The organism is Actinomadura sp. 9N407 (assembly GCF_044326315.1).
GTDB lineage: Bacteria > Actinomycetota > Actinomycetes > Streptosporangiales > Streptosporangiaceae > Spirillospora.
In genome coordinates this window covers 1-17,407 of the sequence record NZ_JBIRAW010000017.1, presented here as the reverse complement: position 1 = coordinate 17,407, position 17,407 = coordinate 1, and the positions used below count along the sequence as shown (strand labels likewise).

17 protein-coding genes are annotated in these 17,407 nt (G+C 72.1%); 8 read left to right on the top strand and 9 right to left on the bottom strand.

The window, feature by feature from the left end:
• Positions 1 to 35 precede the first annotated feature (35 nt).
• Positions 36 to 1,232: an acyl-CoA dehydrogenase family protein gene (locus ACH34Q_RS25465; protein WP_395985569.1), complete on the top strand. Its 1,197-nt coding sequence runs from the start codon at positions 36 to 38 to the stop codon at positions 1,230 to 1,232.
• Between the two features lie 72 nt (positions 1,233 to 1,304).
• Here the strand turns inward: ACH34Q_RS25465 and ACH34Q_RS25460 are convergent, their stop codons facing one another.
• Together ACH34Q_RS25460 and ACH34Q_RS25455 are read right to left on the bottom strand one after the other, a co-directional pair.
• Entirely contained in the window at positions 1,305 to 2,201 is an 897-nt protein-coding gene (locus ACH34Q_RS25460; RefSeq protein ID WP_395985568.1) for an N-acetylmuramic acid 6-phosphate etherase, read from the bottom strand.
• Positions 2,198 to 3,172 carry a MurR/RpiR family transcriptional regulator gene (locus ACH34Q_RS25455; protein ID WP_395985567.1) on the bottom strand — a complete coding sequence of 325 codons (975 nt, stop codon included), beginning with the start codon at positions 3,170 to 3,172 and terminating at the stop codon, positions 2,198 to 2,200. The genes ACH34Q_RS25460 and ACH34Q_RS25455 overlap by 4 nt, the downstream gene beginning before the upstream one ends.
• A gap of 61 nt (positions 3,173 to 3,233) precedes the next feature.
• On the opposite strand from ACH34Q_RS25455, the gene ACH34Q_RS25450 reads away from it, so the two are divergent.
• The 3 genes from ACH34Q_RS25450 (at position 3,234) to ACH34Q_RS25440 (ending at position 6,956) form a co-directional block, all read left to right on the top strand.
• Positions 3,234 to 4,544: a BadF/BadG/BcrA/BcrD ATPase family protein gene (locus tag ACH34Q_RS25450; RefSeq protein WP_395985566.1), complete on the top strand. Its 1,311-nt coding sequence runs from the start codon at positions 3,234 to 3,236 to the stop codon at positions 4,542 to 4,544.
• 146 nt (positions 4,545 to 4,690) lie between these two features.
• On the top strand, positions 4,691 to 6,361 hold the full coding sequence (locus tag ACH34Q_RS25445) for a glycoside hydrolase family 3 protein (RefSeq protein WP_395985565.1): 1,671 nt from the start codon (positions 4,691 to 4,693) through the stop codon (positions 6,359 to 6,361).
• 67 nt (positions 6,362 to 6,428) lie between these two features.
• Entirely contained in the window at positions 6,429 to 6,956 is a 528-nt protein-coding gene (locus ACH34Q_RS25440; RefSeq protein WP_395985564.1) for a hypothetical protein, read from the top strand.
• A 165-nt stretch (positions 6,957 to 7,121) separates the two neighbouring features.
• Here the strand turns inward: ACH34Q_RS25440 and ptsP are convergent, their stop codons facing one another.
• Genes ptsP through nagA form a run of 7 tightly spaced genes read right to left on the bottom strand, consistent with a single transcriptional unit; the run spans position 7,122 to position 12,744 of the window.
• The gene (ptsP, locus tag ACH34Q_RS25435) at positions 7,122 to 8,816 is read right to left on the bottom strand and encodes a phosphoenolpyruvate--protein phosphotransferase (RefSeq protein ID WP_395985563.1); all 1,695 of its coding nucleotides are present in this window, start codon (positions 8,814 to 8,816) and stop codon (positions 7,122 to 7,124) included.
• On the bottom strand, positions 8,809 to 9,081 hold the full coding sequence (locus tag ACH34Q_RS25430) for an HPr family phosphocarrier protein (RefSeq protein ID WP_395985562.1): 273 nt from the start codon (positions 9,079 to 9,081) through the stop codon (positions 8,809 to 8,811). Before ACH34Q_RS25430 ends, ptsP begins: the two co-directional genes overlap by 8 nt.
• Before the next feature lie 55 nt (positions 9,082 to 9,136).
• Entirely contained in the window at positions 9,137 to 9,796 is a 660-nt protein-coding gene (locus tag ACH34Q_RS25425; protein ID WP_395985561.1) for an HAD family hydrolase, read from the bottom strand.
• Positions 9,787 to 10,236: a PTS glucose transporter subunit IIA gene (locus tag ACH34Q_RS25420; RefSeq protein WP_395985560.1), complete on the bottom strand. Its 450-nt coding sequence runs from the start codon at positions 10,234 to 10,236 to the stop codon at positions 9,787 to 9,789. Before ACH34Q_RS25420 ends, ACH34Q_RS25425 begins: the two co-directional genes overlap by 10 nt.
• A 36-nt stretch (positions 10,237 to 10,272) precedes the next feature.
• The gene (locus tag ACH34Q_RS25415; protein WP_395985559.1) at positions 10,273 to 10,506 is read right to left on the bottom strand and encodes a glucose PTS transporter subunit EIIB; all 234 of its coding nucleotides are present in this window, start codon (positions 10,504 to 10,506) and stop codon (positions 10,273 to 10,275) included.
• A 32-nt stretch (positions 10,507 to 10,538) separates the two neighbouring features.
• On the bottom strand, positions 10,539 to 11,585 hold the full coding sequence (locus ACH34Q_RS25410) for an SIS domain-containing protein (protein WP_395985558.1): 1,047 nt from the start codon (positions 11,583 to 11,585) through the stop codon (positions 10,539 to 10,541).
• Positions 11,578 to 12,744, bottom strand: coding sequence for an N-acetylglucosamine-6-phosphate deacetylase (nagA, locus tag ACH34Q_RS25405; RefSeq protein ID WP_395985557.1), 1,167 nt, complete (start codon positions 12,742 to 12,744; stop codon positions 11,578 to 11,580). The genes ACH34Q_RS25410 and nagA overlap by 8 nt, the downstream gene beginning before the upstream one ends.
• A 142-nt stretch (positions 12,745 to 12,886) precedes the next feature.
• Between nagA and ACH34Q_RS25400 the strand changes: the two genes are divergently transcribed.
• From ACH34Q_RS25400 to ACH34Q_RS25385, 4 genes are all read left to right on the top strand, one after another.
• Entirely contained in the window at positions 12,887 to 14,221 is a 1,335-nt protein-coding gene (locus ACH34Q_RS25400) for a PTS transporter subunit EIIC (RefSeq protein WP_395985556.1), read from the top strand.
• A 291-nt stretch (positions 14,222 to 14,512) separates the two neighbouring features.
• Entirely contained in the window at positions 14,513 to 15,253 is a 741-nt protein-coding gene (locus ACH34Q_RS25395; protein WP_395985555.1) for a GntR family transcriptional regulator, read from the top strand.
• 31 nt (positions 15,254 to 15,284) lie between these two features.
• The gene (locus ACH34Q_RS25390) at positions 15,285 to 16,676 is read left to right on the top strand and encodes a PTS transporter subunit EIIC (RefSeq protein ID WP_395985554.1); all 1,392 of its coding nucleotides are present in this window, start codon (positions 15,285 to 15,287) and stop codon (positions 16,674 to 16,676) included.
• Between the two features lie 194 nt (positions 16,677 to 16,870).
• Positions 16,871 to 17,329, top strand: coding sequence for an Rv3235 family protein (locus ACH34Q_RS25385; protein ID WP_395985553.1), 459 nt, complete (start codon positions 16,871 to 16,873; stop codon positions 17,327 to 17,329).
• The last annotated feature ends 78 nt before the right edge of the window (positions 17,330 to 17,407 follow it).

Sequence of the window (17,407 nt, the reverse complement as noted above, 5' to 3'; positions counted from 1 at the left end):
AGACCGACCGAATCGCGTTCTGCGAAACTGCGGTCATGGACTTCGAACTGAGCCCCAAGGCGCGGGACCACCAGACGAGACTGCTGGAGTTCATGGACGAGCACGTATACCCGGCCGAGCCGGTGTACGCGGCCTGGCGGGCCGCGAACGATCCGCACGCGCTGCCGCCGGTCGTCCAGGAGCTCAAGGCCGAGGCGCGCAGGCGCGGTCTGTGGAACCTCTTCCTGCCGGACGTGTCGGGGCTCACGAACCTGGAGTACGCGACGCTCGCCGAGGTGACCGGGCGCTCCCCCGACCTGGCGCCGGAGGCGGTCAACTGCGCCGCCCCGGACACCGGGAACATGGAGGTCCTGCACATGTTCGGGACCGACGAGCAGCGGAAGCGCTGGCTGGAGCCGCTGCTGGACGGCGAGATCCGGTCCGCGTTCGCGATGACCGAGCCGGACGTGGCCTCCTCGGACGCGACCAACATCACCACGTCGATCGTCCGGGACGGCGACGAGTACGTGATCAACGGCCGCAAGTGGTGGATCACCGGTGCCGCCGACGAGCGCTGCAAGATCTTCATCGTGATGGGCAAGTCGGACCCGGACGGGCCCGCGCACCGGCGGCAGTCGCAGATCCTCGTGCCACGCGACACCCCCGGGCTGACGATCGTCCGGCACCTGCCCGTCTTCGGCTACCAGGACCAGCACGGGCACTCGGAGCTGCGGTTCGACAACGTCCGGGTGCCGGCTTCGAACCTGATCGCGGGCGAGGGCGACGGGTTCATGATCGCTCAGGCCCGCCTCGGGCCCGGCCGCATCCACCACTGCATGCGGGCGCTGGGCATGGCCGAGCGCGCCCTTGAGCTGATGTGCCGGCGCGCCGTCGACCGGGTGGCGTTCGGTGCCCCGCTGGCCACGCAGGGCGTCGTCCAGCAGCAGATCGCCGAGTCCCGGATGGCGATCGAGCAGGCCCGGCTGATGACGCTCAAGACGGCCTGGCTGATCGACAAGCACGGCGCGAAGGGGGCCCGTACCGAGATCGCGGCGATCAAGGTGATCGTGCCCCGGATCACGCACGAGGTCATCGACCGCGCGATCCAGGTACACGGCGGCGCGGGCGTCAGCGACGACACGCCGCTGGCCCAGATGTACACCTGGGTCCGCGCCATGCGGCTGTTCGACGGCCCGGACGAGGTACACGTCCGGACCGTCGCCCGCCAGGAGCTGCGCCCCTACCTGAAGTAGGAGGTCGACTCGTGGCGTGTTCGCCCTTCCGGGGCCGTTTTCGGGGCGAACACGCCACGAGTCAACGAGAGGTCAGGCGGATCTGAGGCGTTGCAGGGCCTCTCTCACTCCGCCATCGGATTCCTCCAGGACCCTTGTCGCGCGTGCTGCGGGTACCTCGCCCAGCAGCGAGACCAGCGCCACCCGGGTGTCGCCGCCCGCCTCGACCAGGGCGTTCTCACACGAGACCGGGTCCATCCCGGTCGCCTCGGTGAGGATCCGCACCAGCCGGGCGCGCAGCTTGGAGTTGAGCGCGTTCACGCTGACCATCAGGTTGGAGTAGGTCCGGCCCATCCTGATCATCAGCGTGGTGGAGAAGGAGTTCAGCACCAGCTTCGTCGCGGTGCCGGCCTTCATCCGGGTGGAGCCGCTGATCACCTCGGGTCCGGTGGCCAGCGCGATATGGACCTCGACCTCCTCACCGTGCGGGGTGTGCGGATTGCAGCTGATCAGCGCCGTCCGCGCGCCGGCCGCCGCGGCCGCCCGCAGCGCGCCCAGCACGTACGGGGTACGGCCGCTGGCGGCGATGCCGATCGCGACGTCGCCGTCCCGGACCTCGCTCGCGTCCCTGGCGCCGAGCTCGTGGTCGTCCTCGACCTCCGAGACCGCCTGGGACAGCGCGCCGAAACCGCCGGCGTTGTGCGCCACGACCCGGCCCCAGATACCGAACGTGGGCGGCAGTTCCGCCGCGTCCAGTACCGCGAGCCGGCCCGAGGTACCGGCGCCGAAGTAGTGCACCCGGCCGCCGTCGCGCAGCGAGCCGACGGCCATGTCGACCAGCTCGGCGATCTCCGGCAGCACGGACGCCACCACCAGTGGCACCGTCGCGTCCTCGGCGTTGATGCGGCGCAGCACCTCGAGGGTGGGCAGCGTGTCGACGTCGAGGGTGCGCGGGTTGCGCCCCTCGGTGGGCAGTTCGCAATCGATCACCGACGCCTCCGGTCGGGTCGTACGGTTCGGCCACGGACTGCCTCGAACGTGGCCTCGAGGGCCTTTCGGGTGGAGCCGTACGTGCGCTGGGCCACGCCGACGAACAGGCAGTCGACCACTGTCAGCTGCGCCAGCCTGCTGGCGGTCGCGCCCGAGCGGAACGTGGTCTCCCGGGCCGCCGTGGTGAGGACGAGATCGGCCACCTCGGCGATGGGCGACTTGGGGAAATTGGTCAGGGCTACGGTCGTCACCCCCTTGCTCTTTGCGACTTCGAGCGCGTCGATGGTCTCCACCGTCGCGCCCGTGTGCGAGATCCCGATCGAGACGTCGCCGCTCCCCAGCACCGCGGCGCTGGTGAGCATGATGTGCGCGTCCGACCAGGCGGAGCAGACCCTGCCGATGCGGTGCAGTTTCTGCTGGAAGTCCGCGGCGACGAAGGCGCTGGCGCCGACGCCGTAGACGTCGACCCGGTCCGCGGCGACCACCGCGTCCACGACCTGCTCGAGCGTCTTGATGTCGAGCTGGGCCGCGGTCTCCTCGACGGCCCTGGCATCGGCGAACGTCACCTTCTCCACGATCTGTTCGAGCGAGTCGTCGGGACTGATGTCGCTGCCGATGACCCGGCCGCCGGTGGCGCTCTGCGCCCGGCCCGCTTCGGTGGCCAGGGTCAGCCGCAGCTCTGGATAACCATGAAACCCGATCGCCCGGCAGAACCTGATGACCGTGGTCTCAGAGGTACCGCAGGTCTGGGCGAGTTCGGTGATGGTGGAGTTGGCGACCCCTTCGGGGTCGTCGATGACGCGTTGAGCGACTCGGCGCTCAGCGGGGGGCAGTGAAGGCAGCAGGGAACGCACCCTGACCACGGTGCTCAGCGGCGTCGCGTCCCTGGTCACGCCCTCACGCGACGCCGGTGTCCTGAGCGCGCCGGCCTCCCCGGTGCTGCCCGGCTCGGAGCCGGTGGGTTTCCTCATGGAAGAAATTTTCTTACTTGCAGGATGTCACGTCAACGGTAGAAAGGGCTACGGTCGCCATGTGTTGACCCATTTGGCCGGTCCGTACGTGATCGGTATAGACGCGGGTGGCACGAAGACCCGCTGTGTCGTACTAACGCTCGGGGGAGCTCCGGCCGGTTTCGGAACCGGCCCCGGTGCCAACCCCAATTCCGGGGGCGACACCGCGGGGGCGCTCACCATGGCCCTCCGGGAAGCGCTCGCCGATGTGGATCGTTCCCACGTGATCGGCGGCGTGTTCGGGATCGCCGGGGCCGGCTCGGCGGGACGTCCCGCTGCGGTCGCGGCCGCACGGCGCGCCTGGAACATCGCCGGGCTGCGCGGCTCGCCCGCCGTCGTGACCGACATCGCGGTCGCCTTCGCCGCCGGGACCACCGCCCCCAAGGGCATCGTGGTGTTCTCCGGTACCGGCGCGGGCGCCGCGGTGATCAGCGACGGGACGATCCTGCAGCGCGCCGACGGCTACGGCTGGCTGGTCGGCGACGAGGGTTCGGCCGTCTGGCTCGGGAGGGAGGCGGTCCGCGCGGCCCTGGCGGCCTACGACGGACGCGGCTCCCCGACGCTGCTGACCGAGTCGGTGCCGCGCGCGCTGCTCGGCGCGGCGGCGCCGGCGGCGAAGGAGTACGAGCCGGCCCGGCGCCGCGCGCGGCACCATCGCGCGCCGGCGATGGCGGGACCGGCCCCGTCCCCTTCCGCCGATCACGGCCCGGCACCGCCCGGCAACGGTCCCCCGGGGAACGGCAGCGGCCCGCTGCCCGGCACGCGCCCCCGCCTCGCCGCCCTCGCCCAGGGAACGACCGCGGTCCTGGTCGTCGACGGGCCCGACCGTGGTGACCAGCACCGTGGCGAACAGCACCGTGGTGACCAGCACCGTGCGGAACAGCACCGTGGCGAACAGCACCGTGGTGACCAGCACGGGCGTCCGCCCGATCCGCGGCCGGTGCCCGTACCGCGCTTCCAGCCCGGCCCGCCGCCCAATCCCCAGCTGGCCCAAGCGATCATCAAAGAGGTGTACGGCCGCCCGCCCGCGGCCCTGGGCCGGCTCGGCCCGGTGGTCGCGGCCGCCGCGGCCGCCGGCGATCCGGTGGCCAGGCGCATCACCGCCGAGGCCGCCGAGTGGCTGCTGCGGGACGTCGACGCCGTACGGCCGGCGCTGAACGACCCGTACGCGCCGGTGGTCATGCACGGTTCGGTGCTGCGCGACGGCCCCGTCGCCGACGCGGTACGGGACGGGCTGCGCGACCGCTTCGCCGCCGAGCCCCGCCGGGCCGGCGACGGGGCCGTGGGCGCCGCCGCCCTCGCGCTGCGCAGACTCGGCCACCCCCTCCCCTGATCCTCGGCCCCTGGCCCACGGCGCGCCGCGCGTCGACACGGCGCGAATCGACGCAGCGTGAATCGACACGGGACGCCCGACCGGTTAGCGTCACCCGGGTCCGATCACGAACGAGTAACAGCGACCATGTCGGGGAGTCTTCTCCCGTGCGTGCCTCACCTATGATCGCGCTGGCCGCGGTGGCCGCGGTCGCGGTACCGCTCGCCGGTTGCGGCGGCGGCTCCGCGCCTGACGGCGGCCCCCGTACCGGCGACCCCGCGTCACGTACCGGCGCGGCCACGTCCTCGCCGAGCGCCTCGCCCACACCGGACGGCAAATGGATCCCCGGGTACGTGGCGGACATGACCCTGGAAGAGAAGGTCGGGCAGCTGTTCGTGCCGACCTTCTCCAGCGCCGCCGACGCCAGGTCGATGATCAAGCGCTACCACGTGGGCGGCCTGATCTACTTCCCCGGCAACATGGCCGGCGGGCCCGAGGGCACCGCACGGCTGTCCAACTCCCTGCAGAAGGCCGCCAAGCTGCCGCTGCTGCTGGCCGTGGACGAGGAGCAGGGGCTGGTCACGCGTACCCCGTTCCTCACCAAGTTCCCCGGCAACATGGCGCTCGGCGCGACCCGCCGGACCGACGACGCGCGCGCCGCCGCCCAGGTCACCGGCACCGAGCTGCGCGCCGTCGGGATCAACCAGAACTACGCGCCGGTCGCCGACGTCAACATCAACCCGGCCAATCCGGTGATCGGGCTGCGGTCGTTCGGCTCCGATCCCGCGCTGGTGTCGCAGCTGCTCGGCGCGGCCATCGGCGGCTACCAGGCGGCCGGCGTCGCGGCCACCGCCAAGCACTTCCCCGGCCATGGCGACACCGACACCGACAGCCACACCGGGCTGCCGGTGATCAAGCACACCCGGGCCCAGTGGGAACGGCTGGACGCGCCCCCGTTCAAGGCCGCGATCACCGCCGGGGTGGACGCGATCATGTCGGCGCACATCGTCGTCCCGGGGCTCGACAAGTCGGGCGACCCGTCCACGCTGTCCAAGACCGTGCTGACCGGCCTGCTGCGGCAGCATCTCGGCTACCAGGGCGTCATCGTCACCGACTCGCTGCAGATGGCCGGGGCGCGCGAGAAGTACGGCGACGCGGCCACCCCGGTCCGGGCGATCAACGCCGGGGCCGACCAGCTGCTCATGCCGCCGAGCCTGCCGACGGCCCACAAGGCGGTCGTACGCGCCGTACGCGACGGGAAGATCCCGCCCAAGCGCCTGGACGAGTCGGTCGGCCGGATCCTGCGGCTCAAGGAGCTGCGCGGCCTGTTCGCCGGCACCATGGCCGACCCCGCACGCGCGGACGCGGTGGTCGGGGCGGAATCCCACAAGTCCACCGCTTCACGGGTCGCCGAGCACGCCGTCACGCTCGTCCGCAATGACGACCGGGTCCTGCCTCTCGGCAAGGACAAGACCGTCCACGTCACCGGCCCCCGCAGCGAAAGCCTGGCGAAGGCGCTGCGCCGCGCCGGGATCCCCATCGCGGGCTCGCCCGCCTCGGCCGACGTCACGGTCCTGACCACGGAGAACGCCGGCGCGTCCGCGACCGCCGCCCGGATCCGCGCCCTCGGGGGCAAGCCGGTCGTGGTCGCCGCGCTGGGCCGCCCGTACGACCTGGACAAGTCGGGACGGGCCAAGGCCGCCCTGGCCACCTACTCCGGCGGCGCCGTCTCGATCGCGGCGCTGGCCAGGGTCCTGGCGGGCTCGGTCGATCCGATCGGCAGGCTCCCGGTGAAGGCGGGCGGGCAGCCCCCCGGTCACGGACTGTCGTACGGGTAGACCCGCGCGTATGGACGGGCGGGCCGCAGCCTGGGAAGATCGCGCGAGCCAGCCCCCAGGAGGTTCCGTGCACCCCGCGTCCATGCCCTGGTCCCGTAGGGCCCGTACGGCACTCGTTCCGCTTCTGGCCGTACCGATCCTCGCCATGGCGCTCAGCGCGTGCGGCGAGGGTGAGGCGACGATGCCGCCGCTCACGCCCGAGCCGGGCGACCAGCGGCCCAGCACGCAGACCGCCGTCCCCGCCGCGCAGAGCCTCGCGGCCAGGAAGGTGCTCTACCAGTACCTGCGCGGGATCGCGGCGGGTGACGCCAAGGTGTGCTCCCACCTCACGCCCGGGTACGAGAGCGCCACGTTCGGTGCGGCCGGCGACTGCCGCAAGGGACTTGACGAGGCCAAGGGCAAGCTGCGGCCCCAGGACGTCACCGCCCTGCGCGGCGTGACCGTGCCCACGGCCGAGGCCGGGCCCGAGAACGGGGACATCACGGTCGGGTTCGAGGATCTCAAGTGGAAGGGCGAACCGGCCCGTCCCGGCGGGATCCTCGCGGCGCGCTACACCCTCCGCCAAACCGGCGGCCGCTGGCTCATCACCGGCTGAGCGCTGTGTTTCAAAGTCCCGGCCCACGGTGCTCGCCTGGCGGCTCGCACCGTGACCGTGCCTTGTGCGAGCGCGGCATCGCTTCGCGATCTGCCCGGTGAGGCTCGCCTTCGGCGTCGCCTCACCGGGCAGAAAACGCACTCGCGCGGTGGTCTAGGTCGGCTGTCAGAGGCCTAGGTCGCTCAGGTACGGCAGGAGGACTCGGGCGAATTCCTTTGCGTCCTTGGCCGTACGGGCGGCGCGCGCGGCGGCGGCCGCCTGGCGGCATTCGGCCAGGGTGTGCCGGGCCAGCGCGGCCCGTACGAGCGGCAGCGACGGCGCGCTCATCGACAGCGAGGTCACGCCGAGTCCGACCAGCACGCAGGCCAGGACCGCGTCACCGGCCGCCTCGCCGCAGACACCGCAGCTCTTGCCGGCCTCGGCGGCGGGACCGGCGGTCATCGCGACCAGGTCCAGGACCGCGGGGCGCCACGGGTCCTGGAACGCGGCCAGCCCGCCGATCTGCCGGTCGGCGGCGCACGCGTACTGGGTCAGGTCGTTGGTGCCGATGCTGAAGAACTCCACCTCGGCCGCCAGATCGGCGGCGCGCAGCGCGGCGGCCGGCACCTCGATCATGACGCCGGGATGCTCGATCCCGGCCGTACGGCACTCGGCGGCGAACGAGGCGGCCTCGTCGGCGTCGGTCACCATCGGCGCCATGACCTCGAGCTTCGCCGTCGTTCCGGCGGCGGCACGGGCCAGCGCCGCGAGCTGGGCGCGCAGGACGTCCGGGTAGGAACGCGCCATCCGCAGGCCGCGCTCGCCGAGCGCCGGGTTGGGCTCGTCTCCGGGCGGCGGCAGGAACGCCAGCGGCTTGTCCGCGCCGGCGTCCAGGGTCCGGACGACGACGCGGCCCTCGGGGAAGGCTTCGAGAACGGTCCGGTACGCCGCTTCCTGCTCGGCGTCGGTCGGCGGCTCGGAACGGTCGAGGAACAGGAACTCGGTGCGGTAGAGCCCGACGCCCTCGGCGCCGTTGGCGAGCGCCCCTTCGATGTCGCGCGGCCCGCCGATGTTGGCCAGCAGCGGGACCTGGTGCCCGTCCTTGGTGGCGCCGGGGCCGGCGGCCTCGGTCAGCAGCGAGGCGCGGGCCGTCGCCGCGCCGCGCGCCGCCGCGACCTCCGCCTCGTCCGGGTCGACCTGGACGGTGCCCGCACCGCCGTCCACCAGGACCCGGGTGCCGTCGGCCAGCGCGGTCGCGCCGGGCAGCGCCACCACGGCGGGGACACCCATCGTCCGGGCCAGGATCGCGGTGTGGCTGGTCGGCCCGCCCTGCTCGGTCACGAACGCGACCACCTTGGCGGGATCGAGCAGCGCCGTGTCGGCGGGCGCGAGATCCCGCGCGACCAGCACGAACGGCTCGTCCGATTCGGGGATCCCGGGCATCGGCAGGCCCAGCAGCCGGGCGACGGCCCGGTCGCGGATGTCGTCGAGGTCGCTCACCCGGGCGGCGAGGTACTCCCCCGCACTGGCGAGCATCTCGCGGTAGACACCGAACGCCTCGTACACGGCCCGGGCAGCGGCGACGCCTTCGTCGACCTTGGCGGACACGCCGTCGGCGAGGCCCGGGTCGCGGGCCATCATCGCCTGCGCGCCGAGCACCTCCATACCGCTGGTGTTGCCGAGCTCGCCCGCTTGAGCGCCGCGGGCCTCCAGGTCGGCGGCCACCGCTTCGAGCGCGGCCAGCGCGGACGCCTTCTCGGCCGCGGCGTCACCACCGTGCCGGGCGCCGGCGTCCGGCTCCGGCACGGCCCCCGCCACGGTACGGACGGGGCCCGCTCCGATTCCGGGGCTGACGCCCGCGCCCTGCAGCCGCTCAGGCACCCTCGGGCTCCGGCTTTGCGAGCAGGGCCTCCAGATCGTCCAGCAGCTCGTCGGCGCCGTCGCCGTCGGCGGCGATGACGACGTCCTCGCCGTGGCGGGCGTCCAGGCCGAGAACGGCCAGGATGCTCTTGGCGTTCACGGGAGCGCCCCCGCGCTTGGCCACGGTGACGTCCATCGGAGCCTTGGCGGCGGTCTGCACGAACAGCGCGGCCGGCCGGGCGTGCAGCCCCACCTTGGACTCGATCTTGACGTTACGCTCGGTCACAGCAACTCCTCGTATGTCGCCCCTGCAGGCCGGTCCCGGCGGGGGGTCGTCTCTCTCAGCCGCCGAGGACCCGCAGCGCGGGCCCCGGCAGGACGTCCAGTTCCTTCAGGTTCGCCACCACATGATCGGCTTCGATCAGGGCGGCGGCCGGCAGCGTGGTGGTCACCCCGATGCAGGTCATACCCGCGGCCTTCACCGCGGCCACCCCGGCCGGGGCGTCCTCGAAGCCCACCGACCGCTGCGGCGCGACGCCGAGCCCTGCGCACGCGGCGAGGAAACCCTCCGGGTGCGGCTTGCCCGTCCTGACGTCGTCGGCGGTCACCACGGCGCCGAAGCACTCCCGCACGCCCAGCTCTTCCAGCAGGCCCTCGGCGTACGAGCGCTGCCCGGAGGTCGCCACGCCCAGCGGGACGCCCGCCTCGTGCAGCGCCCTGATCAGCTCGACCGCGCCGGGGACCACGCCGATGGGGGGCGCGTCGGGACCGTGCTCGTAGGCGATGGCCTGCTCGAACAGCTCCTCGACCGTACGGCCGGGGAACAGGTGCATGAGCTCGGCGAGGACCTCGCGGCCGCGCCGCCCGACGAACGAAGAGATCAGGTCGTGGTCGTACGCGGCCCCGTGCGCCTCGAACAGCCGGGACCACATCACCCGGTTGCGCGGCTCGGTGTCGATCAGCGTGCCGTCCAGGTCGAAGACCGCGGCACTCAGGTCCACGTGAAAAGCTCGGCCCCCCTCTCGATCTCGCCGGTCTCCCGCACGCCCGTCAGCGCGTCGGCGCCGGCGTCCAGTGCCACCACGGCGGTGACCGGGGAACGGCCGCCCGCCTCGATGTCGGCCGGGTTCCAGCCGACCAGCGGCTGCCCCGCGGTCACCTGGTCGCCCTCGGCGGCCAGCAGCTCGAAGCCCGCGCCCTTGAGCTGGACGGTGTCCACGCCCAGGTGGACGAGCACGCCGTGGCCCTCGGCGTCGACGACCACGAACGCGTGCGGATGCAGTTTGACGATCTTGCCGTCCACCGGGGACAGTGCCCGGCCGGGCGCCCGCTCGGGGTCGATCGCGGTGCCCGGCCCGACCATGGCCTGGGCGAACACCGGATCGGGTACCCCGGCGAGCCCGACCACGCGGCCGTCCACCGGTGCCAGTACTCGCGTCATTGCCTTGCCTTCCAGGGGTCCGCCTTCCAGGGGTTCCTACTCGAGGATGTCCTCGATGTCGCTGGCGATGGTGTCGGCCTCGGGGCCCACGACCACCTGGACGACGGTGCCGCTGCGCATGACGCCGAACGCGCCGGCCTTCTTGAGCGCCGCCTCGTCGACCTTGCCCGCATCGGAGACCTCGGTCCGCAGCCGGGTGGCGCAGGGCTCGATCTCGATGATGTTCCCGGCGCCGCCCAGCGCCGCCACGATGGCTTCGGCCTTGTCCATGTGCACTCCTGTTTTTCGTCCCGTTCCGGCCGTCAGCCGGTCTGGGTGACCTTGTTGAGCCCGCGCGGGACGTCGGGGTCCACGCCGAGCCTGCGGGCCAGTGCCTCGACGAGGAGCTGGCCCGCCACGATGAGCCCCAGGGGGGCGACCCACTCGGGCAGCGCCGGGCCGGGCAGCGCCCGCGAGCACGCGCGTTCCAGTCCGGTACCGCCACCGATACCGTACGCGCGGGCACCCGCTCCGCGGACCCGCTCGGCGAGCGCGATCGTCCCGGGCAGGGTGGGGCCGGAGTCGGCCGCCACCAGGATGGCCGGGGTCTGGTCGTCGACCACCGCGATCGGCCCGTGCAGCAGGTCGGCGTACGACAGGCCCATGGCGTGCAGGTAGCACGCCTCCTTGATCTTGAGCGCGAGCTCCAGCGCCGTGCCGAACGCGATCCCGCGTCCCGACACCACCGCGCCGGGCACCGCGGCCAGCTCCTCGACGATCGCGGGCAGCTCCGCGGACGCCTCGGTCAGCTCGACCATCCGCGCCACCTCGTCCGGGACCCGGCGCAGGTCGCCGGGCTCGACGTCGGCGCCGAGGCCGAGGCCCAGCACCGACAGCGCGGCCAGCTGGGTGGTGTAGGTCTTGGTCGCCGGTACGGCGATCTCGTCGCCCGCCTCGGTGATCAGCGCGACCTCGGCGGCCTCGGCCAGCGGCGAGCCCGCGCCGTTGGTGACCGCCACGGTCCGGGCGCCGCAGGCGGCCGCCCAGTCCAGGGTCTCCACGATCTCCTCGGTCTTGCCCGACTGGCTGATCGCCACGGCCAGCACCCCGGACAGGTCCAGCCTGCTGCGGTAGGTGGTGGCGATGGACGGCGCCGCCATGGTGGCGAGCCTCCCGGCGTGCGACTCCACCAGGTAGCGCCCGTACATCGCGGCGTTGTCGGACGACCCGCGCGCGATGAACAGGACCTGGCGGGTCTCCCGCGCCAGCAGCCCCACTTCGGCCATCCTCGGCAGCAGGGCGTCGATCGTACGGCGCAGCGCGTCGGGCTGTTCGCCGATCTCCGCGCGCATCCGGCTGGTGCTAGTCATGATCCCCTCCGAAGACGTTCTCCCCGGCGATCCACGTCGCATGCGCCCGGTGGTCGGGGCCGAGCCAGACCAGGTCGGCCTTGGCGCCGGGGGCGATGCGGCCCAGGTCGGTACGGCCGATGAGGCCGGCCGGAACGCGGGTGGCGGCGTCGATCGCGGTCACCGGGTCGATCCCGATCGCGATCGCGTTGGCGATGGCCTCGTCCAGCCGCAGGCCGGATCCGGCGATGGTGCCGTCGGCGCGCAGCGGCGGCCCTTCGGCCGGCATCTCGATCGGCTCGCCGCCCAGGTCGTACGTCCCGGGCGGCATCCCGGCGGACGAGGCGGCGTCGGTGACCAGCACGACCCGTCCGGGCGCGGACATGAAGACCAGCCGGGCGGCCGGCGCCGTCACGTGGTGCAGGTCGAGGATCAGGCCGGGGCTCAGCCGGGGGTCGGTCAGCGCCTGGGTGGCGACGCCCGGAGTGCGGTGATGGACACCGGACTGGGCGTTGAAGATGTGGGTGACCTTGCGGGCCCCCGCGTCGGCGGCGGCCGAGACCTGGTCGGCGGTCGCGTCACTGTGGCCGACGCTGACCAGCACGCCGTTCTCGGTGAGGGTACGGATCGCGTCCAGGGCGCCGTCCCGTTCGGGGGCCAGCGTGACCAGCGTGACCAGGCCGGTCTCCAGCAGCGTGGCGATCGCCTCGGGCGTCGGGTCGGTCAGGTGCACGGCGTTGTGGGCGCCCTTGCGCTTCTCGGAGAGGAACGGCCCCTCCAGATGTACGCCGAGCACGCGGCTGCCGCCGTCCGGGAGCCCCGGCAGCAGGTCGCGGGTCCGGCGCAGCGCCTCGGCGTGCTCCCGTACGGGAGCGGTGATGAACGTGGGCAGGAACGCGGTCACGCCGGTCTCGGGCAGGCGTCTGGTCACGGTGTGCCAGCCGGTCTCGTCGACGTCCGCCATGTCGTACCCGAAGAACCCGTTGACCTGCAGGTCCACCAGCCCGGGAGCGAGGATCCCGCCGTCCAGATCGACCCCGGGCGCGCCCGCCGGCCGGCCCTCGCCGACCTCGGTGATCACTCCGTCCTCGACCCGGACGTATCCCGGGGTCAGGACGCGGGTAGAGGCCCCCTCAGGGGAAGCGATCATGCTGCTGGCGGTGATCAGAAGTGATGCCATCGGTGCGCACTCTCTGTGACGCCACCATCACGGGGCGATGCCGACCGGGTCAACTGGTCTAGTCCGGCCTAGACCAGTAGGCACCATATCCCACCAATCAGTCAAAGCGACAGACGCCGGGTCTCGGGGGAGGCGACCGCTCATGAGTTCGTTGACCGCCACGTCCGGCGGGAACGCCGGCGACGGCTCGGGCGGCCTCTGGCCGGCCATGTTCGCCGTCCTGCAGCGGATCGGCCGCAGCCTGATGCTGCCGATCGCCGTGCTGCCCGCCGCCGGCATCCTGCTCCGGCTCGGCCAGGACGACCTGCTCGGCGCCGACGGGCTCGGCTGGAACCGGGTCGCCGAGATCTTCGCCGCCGCCGGCGGCGCGCTGCTGGACAACCTGGCGATCCTGTTCGCGGTCGGCGTGGCGATCGGCTTCGCCCGCCGCTCCGACGGCTCCACCGCGCTCGCCGCCGTGGCCGCCTACCTGGTCTTCGACCGCGTCACCAAGGTGATGTTCGCCGACTCCGAGCAGCTCAAGGGCGGCGTGGTGGCCAACGTCCAGCAGGAGGACGGGACGGTCAAGGAGGTGATCGACTTCGGCGTCAAGAACCCCACCCAGGTGCTCGGCGGCATCATGGTCGGCCTCATGGTGGCGCTGCTCTACCAGCGCTTCTACCGGATCAAGCTGCCCGCCTGGCTGGCCTTCTTCGGCGGCCGCAGGTTCGTCCCGATCGTCAGCTCGGCGGCGGCGCTGCTGCTGGGCGTGCTGTTCGGGTTGATCTGGCCCGCGCTGGGCGGCTGGATCGACTCGTTCGGCGAATGGATCACCGGGCTGGGCGCGATCGGCGCCGGCGTGTACGGCATCGCCAACCGGCTGCTGCTGCCGTTCGGCCTGCACCACATCCTCAACTCGCTGATCTGGTTCGTGTTCGGCAGCTACGAGGGCCCGGACGGGGTGACGCACGGCGAGATCAACCGCTACCTGGCCGGCGACCCGCACGCCGGGACGTTCCTCGCCGGGTTCTTCCCGGTGCTGATGTTCGGCCTGCCCGGCGCCGCGCTGGCGATCTGGCGCGCCGCGCCACCGCACCGCCGCAAGGCCGTCGGCGGCATCATGATCTCCGCCGCGCTCACCGCGTTCGTCACCGGCGTCACCGAGCCGATCGAGTTCTCGTTCATGTTCGTGGCCCCGGTGCTGTACGGCATCCACGTCCTGCTGACCGGGGTGTCGATGTACCTGCTGGCCGCGATCGACGCCCAGCTCGGCTTCAGCTTCTCGGCCGGCCTGATCGACATGCTGCTGAACGCCACCAAGAGCAACACCCGGCACCTGTTCCTGATCATCGGCCTGGGCGTCATCTACTTCGTCCTCTACTACCTGATCTTCACCTTCGTGATCAGGCGCTTCAACCTCCCCACCCCAGGCCGAGAGCCGGAAGAAGATGCGCCCCCGGAAACAGAGCCTTCCGGTCGCCCCTCCGGGCCGCCTTAAGGCGCCGCCTTCCCTCCTCACTCCGGTCGCTCGTTCCTCGCTCCCTGCGTTCGTCAGTCCAGGCGCCGCCGCGGCCCTACGGAGCTCCCTTTGACCAGGGCACGCTCCTCGCGCAGCGTTCTGACCTGGGAGTTCATTCGATCTTGGGCGGCCTTGGCGTGATCCGGTCGTTATCCGTTCGTGCATTGACAGTGGTTCCAATGCTGTGGTCTAGTCCGGCCTAGACCAGTTAGGAACTGTGGCAAATCGGCCGGTTTGCCGCGGACCTGGACCCGGCCCCCGAGGACGCCCGTGACGACGATCGACCCGCACAGCCCGGTGCCCAAGTACTTCCAGCTCCGGGCCATCCTGCTCGACCTGATCGAGGGCTCGGAGCTGCCCGTCGATGCTCCGATCCCCTCGGAGCGCGAGCTGTGCGGTACGTACGGGGTGTCCCGGATGACGGTCCGGCAGGGCGTCGACCAGCTGGTGTCGGAGGGACGGCTGTACCGCGTCCCGGGCAAGGGCACGTTCGTGGCCCGGCCCAAGATCGAGATGCCGCTCCGGCTGGTCTCGTTCACCGAGGACATGCTGGCGCGCGGGATGCGGCCGGGCTCGGTCGATCTGGACCGCCGGACCATGCCCGCCGACACCAGGCTGGCCCGGATCTTCGAGGTACCGCCCGGCACCGGAGTGCACGTGATCGAGCGGCTGCGGACCGCCGACGGCGAGCCGATGGCGCTGGAACGTTCGCACATCCTGGCCTCGCTGGCCCCCGACCTGCTCGACCGCCGGCTGGCGGACCGTTCGCTGTACGGCGTGCTGGAGGCGGTCTACGGACTGGTCTTCGACGCCGGTGACCAGACCATCGACGCCGGGCTGGCCGACTCCACGGAGGCCAGGCACCTGCAGATATCCCGGGGCAGCGCCGTGCTGCTCCTGCAACGCCGCTCCTACTCCGGAGGAGTCTGCGCGGAGCTGGGCGTTTCGACCTACCGGGCCGATCGCTACCAGGTTCACACAGCCCTCGGGAACCCCCCATCCCCCGCGTAGAACCCCTTCCGTTTCGAGGAGGAACCCCCTGATGAGTTCGACAACCGCAGTGGGCGGGACCACTGCACCGCGCCGAGGGTCGAAGACCCTCGCCGTGCTCCAGCGGATCGGCCGCAGCCTGATGCTGCCGATCGCCGTCCTGCCGGCCGCGGCACTGCTGCTGCGGCTGGGCCAGGCCGACATGCTGGGCAAGGACGGCCTGGGCTGGATCGAGGTCGCCAACGTCGTCGGCAACGCCGGCGACGCGCTGTTCGCCGCGCTGCCGCTGCTGTTCGCCGTCGGTGTGGCGATCGGCTTCGCCCGCAAGGCCGACGGCTCCACCGCGCTGGCCGCCGTGGTCGGCTACCTGGTCTACGACCGGGTGTCCAAGGTGATGTTCTCCTACAGCGATGAGCTGAAGGACCGCGTCATGATCACCAAGGTGGTCGACGGGGCCCCGGCGCAGGTCATCGACTGGGGTGCCAAGAACCCCACCGACGTGCTCGGCGGCATCCTCATCGGTGTGATCGCCGCCCTGCTCTACCAGCGGTACTACCGGATCAAGCTGCCGACCTGGCTGGCCTTCTTCGGTGGCCGCCGGTTCGTGCCGATCATCACCGCGGTCGCCGCGCTCGCGCTCGGCGTGCTCATCGGCCTCCTGTGGCCGGTCCTCGGCGGCCTGCTGGACAGCTTCGGCGACTGGGTGACCGGTGCGGGGGCGCTGGGAGCCGGCGTGTACGGCGTCGTCAACCGGCTGCTGCTGCCGTTCGGCCTGCACCACATCCCGAACTCGCTCATCTGGTTCGTGTTCGGCGACTTCCAGGCCGAGGGCGGCGTGGTGCACGGCGAGATCAACCGCTACCTGGCCGGCGACCCCAACGCGGGTGGCTACCTGGCCGGATTCTTCCCGGTGCTGATGTTCGGCCTGCCCGGCGCGGCGATGGCGATCTGGCGCGCGGCGCCGCCGCACCGCCGCAAGGCCGTCGGCGGCATCATGATCTCCGCCGCGCTGACCGCGTTCGTCACCGGCGTCACCGAGCCGATCGAGTTCGCGTTCATGTTCGTCGCACCGGTGCTGTACGCGGTGCATGTGGTGCTCACCGGCATCTCGATGGCGGTACTGGAGGCCGCCGGGGCCCAGCTCGGGTTCGGCTTCTCCGCGGGCGGGATCGACTTCCTGCTCAACATGACCAAGGACAACACCAAGGGACTGGGGTTGATCCTGGGGATGGGAGTGCTCTACTTCTTCCTCTACTACGTGATCTTCAAGTTCCTGATCGAGAAGTTCAACTTCGCGACGCCCGGACGGGAACCGGAGGGCGAGGAGTCGGTGGCCGCCGACCCTGCCGTGTCCCCTGAGCTGGCCGCGGCCGACGCGGGAGCGTCCGAGAAGAAGGCCGGCGCGGACAAGGAGAAGGCGGCGAAGCCGGAGGACACCGCCTGACCTGGGAACAGGTAAGCCACCCCTGAGAGTCCTCCCCTCCTCCCTCCTCCCGGAGGACTCGCCCGGACGGCGGCGCGCGTCGAATGCGACGTGCGCCGCCGTTCGGCTTTTCCGGTGAGCTTTCTTCGGCGGGCCTGTATCAACCGGCCTTCTGGTGCCTCTGGTGTACGTCGCCGATCCGCCAGGAGGCCGCCATGTCCCACGGGCACACGCTCGTACGCATCGTCCCGAACACCGCCGGCTGCAAGACGAACGGTTCGCTGGCCCTCCAACGGGACGTCCCGCTCCCTGCGGCCAGGCGAAAATCGCATCTGTCGCTGGTCGGTACGCCGCCGCGAGGGCACGCTGAGGCCACCGTACGGATCGTCATCGAGATCCTGGCCGGGACGCGTCCGCCACGGCATCTCTCAGGTACGGCGGACCCGGAGGTCTGGCAGGGCTTGGCCGTCCACCGCGTTCCGGTCCCGGGCGGCAAGGCCTTCATCGCGCCACCCCGTGTCCTGCGAACGTGGGTGCAAGCGCCCGTACCAGGGGTGATGGAGACCGGCGCCGTCGTCGTCCTGCGTGGACGCGTGCACGCCCTGGCCCTGCGCCTGGAGCACCACCGTGGCCGCTGGCGCTGCACCGCCATCGAGACCACCGTCCCGACCTAGCCGGTGCGGTCACCGCACAGAGTCGGGGGGGGGGGGGGGGGGGGGGGGGGGGGGGGGGGGGGGGGGGGGGGGGGGGGG

Excerpts from the sequence above, each read along its gene's own strand:
- ACH34Q_RS25455 (WP_395985567.1), bottom strand. The coding sequence starts at position 3,172 with ATGAGGAAACCCACCGGCTCCGAGCCGGGCAGCACCGGGGAGGCCGGC.
- ACH34Q_RS25465 (WP_395985569.1), top strand. The coding sequence starts at position 36 with ATGGACTTCGAACTGAGCCCCAAGGCGCGGGACCACCAGACGAGACTG.
- ACH34Q_RS25400 (WP_395985556.1), top strand. The coding sequence starts at position 12,887 with ATGAGTTCGTTGACCGCCACGTCCGGCGGGAACGCCGGCGACGGCTCG.
- ACH34Q_RS25385 (WP_395985553.1), top strand. The coding sequence starts at position 16,871 with ATGTCCCACGGGCACACGCTCGTACGCATCGTCCCGAACACCGCCGGC.
- ACH34Q_RS25410 (WP_395985558.1), bottom strand. The coding sequence starts at position 11,585 with ATGACTAGCACCAGCCGGATGCGCGCGGAGATCGGCGAACAGCCCGAC.
- ACH34Q_RS25415 (WP_395985559.1), bottom strand. The coding sequence starts at position 10,506 with ATGGACAAGGCCGAAGCCATCGTGGCGGCGCTGGGCGGCGCCGGGAAC.
- ACH34Q_RS25420 (WP_395985560.1), bottom strand. The coding sequence starts at position 10,236 with ATGACGCGAGTACTGGCACCGGTGGACGGCCGCGTGGTCGGGCTCGCC.
- ACH34Q_RS25390 (WP_395985554.1), top strand. The coding sequence starts at position 15,285 with ATGAGTTCGACAACCGCAGTGGGCGGGACCACTGCACCGCGCCGAGGG.
- nagA (WP_395985557.1), bottom strand. The coding sequence starts at position 12,744 with ATGGCATCACTTCTGATCACCGCCAGCAGCATGATCGCTTCCCCTGAG.